This window comes from Streptomyces ossamyceticus, assembly GCF_001418475.1.
Taxonomy (GTDB): Bacteria; Actinomycetota; Actinomycetes; order Streptomycetales; family Streptomycetaceae; genus Streptomyces; species Streptomyces ossamyceticus.
On sequence record NZ_LIQX01000786.1, the window covers coordinates 1 to 3,329 of the forward strand.

At 74.3% G+C, this 3,329-nt stretch carries 5 protein-coding genes; 3 read left to right on the top strand and 2 right to left on the bottom strand.

Annotated elements, in window-relative coordinates; genetic code table 11:
• Positions 1-917, top strand: a 917-nt coding sequence (locus AOK15_RS38715) for an MBL fold metallo-hydrolase (protein ID WP_055523594.1), incomplete at its 5' end; no start/stop codon positions are given.
• A 48-nt stretch (positions 918-965) separates the two neighbouring features.
• Here the strand turns inward: AOK15_RS38715 and AOK15_RS38720 are convergent.
• Positions 966-1,577 carry a DedA family protein gene (locus AOK15_RS38720; RefSeq protein ID WP_185093495.1) on the bottom strand — a complete coding sequence of 204 codons (612 nt, stop codon included), beginning with the start codon at positions 1,575-1,577 and terminating at the stop codon, positions 966-968.
• Positions 1,578-1,614: 37 nt separating this feature from the next.
• The gene (locus tag AOK15_RS38725) at positions 1,615-2,388 is read right to left on the bottom strand and encodes an MBL fold metallo-hydrolase (RefSeq protein WP_055523598.1); all 774 of its coding nucleotides are present in this window, start codon (positions 2,386-2,388) and stop codon (positions 1,615-1,617) included.
• A 113-nt stretch (positions 2,389-2,501) separates the two neighbouring features.
• On the opposite strand from AOK15_RS38725, the gene AOK15_RS38730 reads away from it, so the two are divergent.
• Together AOK15_RS38730 and AOK15_RS45405 are read left to right on the top strand one after the other, a co-directional pair.
• Positions 2,502-2,957 carry a hypothetical protein gene (locus AOK15_RS38730; protein ID WP_283946334.1) on the top strand — a complete coding sequence of 152 codons (456 nt, stop codon included), beginning with the start codon at positions 2,502-2,504 and terminating at the stop codon, positions 2,955-2,957.
• A gap of 183 nt (positions 2,958-3,140) precedes the next feature.
• Positions 3,141-3,329 (top strand): hypothetical protein (locus AOK15_RS45405; protein WP_157870502.1); only part of this gene is annotated, 189 nt, incomplete at its 3' end.

A 3,329-nucleotide genomic window follows, 5' to 3' on the forward strand; every position in this document is an offset into this window, starting at 1 on the left:
CCTTCGCCGGCCGGCTGACGACGCCCCTGCCCGGCCTGCGGGCGTTCGCGCGCTTCGCCCGCGAGGGCTCGGTACGGCCGGGCCCCGAGGGCCTCGTCGACATCCCCCGACTGCCCTACGAGCCCGCCCCGTTGCCCCGTGTCGACGCCCGTACCCTCGCCGTCACCTGGGCGGGGCACGCGAGTTGGGTGGTGCGGATCGGCGGGCTCACCGTCCTCACCGACCCGGTCTGGTCCCGCCGCATCCTCGGCACGCCCGCCCGGATCACTCCGGTCGGCGTGGCCTGGGACGCGCTGCCGCAGGTGGACGCGGTCGTCATCAGCCACAACCACTACGACCACCTGGACGCGCCCACCCTGCGCCGACTGACCCGCGACACACCGGTGTTCGTGCCCGCCGGTCTCGGCGGCTGGTTCCGCCGCCGCCGCTTCACCCGCGTCACCGAGCTGGACTGGTGGGAGGCGGCCGAACTCGACGGCGTCCGTTTCGACTTCGTACCGGCCCACCACTGGTCGAAGCGCACCCTCACCGACACCTGCCGCTCCCTGTGGGGCGGTTGGGTCCTCACGGCGTCCGACGGGAAGCGGGTGTACTTCGCGGGCGACACGGGCTACGGCCACTGGTTCTCCCTCATCGGCCGCCGCCACCCCGGTATCGACCTCGCGCTCCTGCCGATCGGCGCGTACGACCCCCGCTGGTGGCTCAGCGACGTCCACTGCGACCCCGAGGAGGCCGTCCGGGCCTTCCAGGACCTCGGCGCCCGCCGTATGGCCCCCATGCACTGGGCCACGTTCGTCCTGTCCGCCGAACCGGTCCTGGAACCCCTCACCCGGGTACGGACGGCCTGGGAGGCGGCAGGACTCCCGCGCGAGAACCTGTGGGACCTGCCGATCGGGGCGTCCCGGATCCTCGCCTGAGGACCGCGACGGCACCCGCCCGCCCGTTGCCAGGACGCAGCCGGACTCTCAGCGGACGAACCGCCGCCACACGCTCGGCGCCACGCTGATCAGCAGCGTCAGCAGGACCGCCGCCAGCACCCCTTCCCAGGGCTCCGCGAACAGCGACCCCCCGAGGATCCCGATCAACTGGTACGTGACCGCCCACGCGAGGCACGCCGGCAGATTGCCCCGCGCGAACCGACGCAACGGCATCTCCGCCAGCAGACACGCCAGCATCACCGGGAGCCGGCCGGCCGGCACCAGCCGGGACAGCACGAGGACGGCCACCCCGTGCCCGTCGAGCTTCCGCTGGGCCTGGGCCAGCCGGTCCTCCGGTGCCCGGCGGCGGATCGCCTCCAGCCAGCGCGAACCGTTCTTCGAGCCCATGCCGCGCCGCCCCAGCCAGTACAGGGCGATGTCCCCGAGGAACGCGGCCACCGACGCCACCACGAACACCATCAGCAGCGCGAACGGCGCCGTCTGGTGGAACGCCACCACGGCCGCCGAACTGACCAGCGCCCCCGTCGGCACCACCGGCAGCAGCGCCCCCGCCAGTACCAGCAGGAACAGCGTCGGATAGCCGATCGCCTGCTGCGTCGACTCGTAGGGCAGGGGAGTGGCCGCGACGGACAGCACCATCACCGGGCGCCCTCCGCGCCCCCGCGCGACCGGCGTCTCATCCCGCCACCCCCGGCCGTACGCTCTCCCCGTGCTCCAGCCGGTGCACGGCCACCTCGGGAGCGCGCAGCGCGGCGAGGCGCACGAACTCCGTACCGGGCGCGTGGAATTCATGGGGGCGCACGGCATCCATCCCGATCGGCCAGTACGTGCCGTAGTGCACCGGGATCGCGCTGTGGGGCGCGAGCAGCGCGAGCGCCTCCGCCGCGCGCCCCGCATCGAGATGTCCCTCGCCGAGACACGGTCCCCAGCCGCCGACCGGCAGCAGCGCCACGTCGACCGGTCCGACCTCCTTGGGCATCGACTCGAACAGCCCGGTGTCCCCGGCGAAATAGGTCCGCGCCTCACCCTCGACGACGAACCCGAGCGCCGGTGAGCGGTGCGGCCCGACCGGCAGGCGCCGCCCGTCGTGGCGGGCGGGCACGGCACGGACGACCAGGTCACCGACGCTCACCTCGTCCCCGGGCGCCACCTCGCACAGCCGCAGATGCCGCAGCCTGCGCAGCCCCGGCACCTGGCGCGGCGCCCCGCGCGGCACCACCAGCCGGGTACCCGGCGCGAGCCGGGCCAGGGACGGGACATGCAGATGATCGGCGTGCAGATGGGACACCAGCGCCACGTCCGCGACCGCGGCCTCGGGCGGGGGCGGCGCCCCGCGGCGCCTGCGCAGATGCGCGAGCCGGCGCGTGAACAGCGGGTCGGTGAGCACGCGTGTGCCCGAGTCCTCCACCGTGCAGGTGGCGTGACCCCACCAGGTGACCTCCACCGGCACTTCTTTCGCCTCCTTCGCGCTACTCCCCCGAGCCTACGGGCTGGAGTAGGGTCTCAGGCTCTGGACCCGGAGGTGAGGGGGACGCCGTGGGAGACAACAGTGACGCCTTCGCCCTGTCCTGCCAGGAGATACCCCGTGAGTGCCCGGGGCGGACTGCGGGACGCGGAGCGGTCGTGCGGGTCGCCGCCATCGCCAGCCTGACCCCCCTGGAGGAGCTGGAGGCGGACCCCTTCCTGGTCGACTCCCGCAGCCAGCACGCCATGTGCGCCCGCTGGGCCGCCGAGCGCGGCTACGTGGTGACGCGCGAACTGCTCGTCCGCGGTCTGCGCCCCGACCACTGCGCCCTGTGGGCCGACGTCGACGCCGGCCATGTCGACCTCTTCGTCGCCCCCAGCCGCCGCGTCCTCGAACGCGCCCTCGCCTCCGTCGACGACTTCACCGCCGAGTGCGCCCGCCGCGGTGTCCGCGTCGAGACCGTCGGCCGCGCAGAACCCGCCTACGACGCCCAGATGAAGGCCAGCGTCCACCGCCGTCTGTCGATGCCGACCGCGGGCTACGACGGCCGCTGACCGCCGAGGCCGGCTCCGCACCCCCGGCTGCCGATGCGGCCGGCTCCACCCCTCCGAGGGCCGCGCCCCGTCCCTGCCCCCGGGTGCCCCGTCCCTGCCTCCGTGCCACCCCTCGGTACCACCCCGGCTCCCCGCCCCTTGTGACAGGCTGGGCGCAGGAACGGGACGTAAGGGTGGCCGGACGTGGGCGGTGAGCGTTGGCGGAGGGTGCTGAGCGGGTTCTGGCGGATGCTGGCCGTATGGGCGGTGTCGACGCTGACGATGCTGGTGCTCGCGGGCGCCCTGCCCGACTTCCGGCTCCAGGCCGGCACCGGCGAGAGCTCCACCCAGATCGCCGTCACCGCCGCCCTCGGCGCGGGGGTCTTCGGTCTG

What these genes read in the sequence shown, in the direction of transcription:
- AOK15_RS38720 (WP_185093495.1), bottom strand. Translation starts at nt 1,577, where the DNA reads ATGGTGCTGTCCGTCGCGGCCACTCCCCTGCCCTACGAGTCGACGCAG.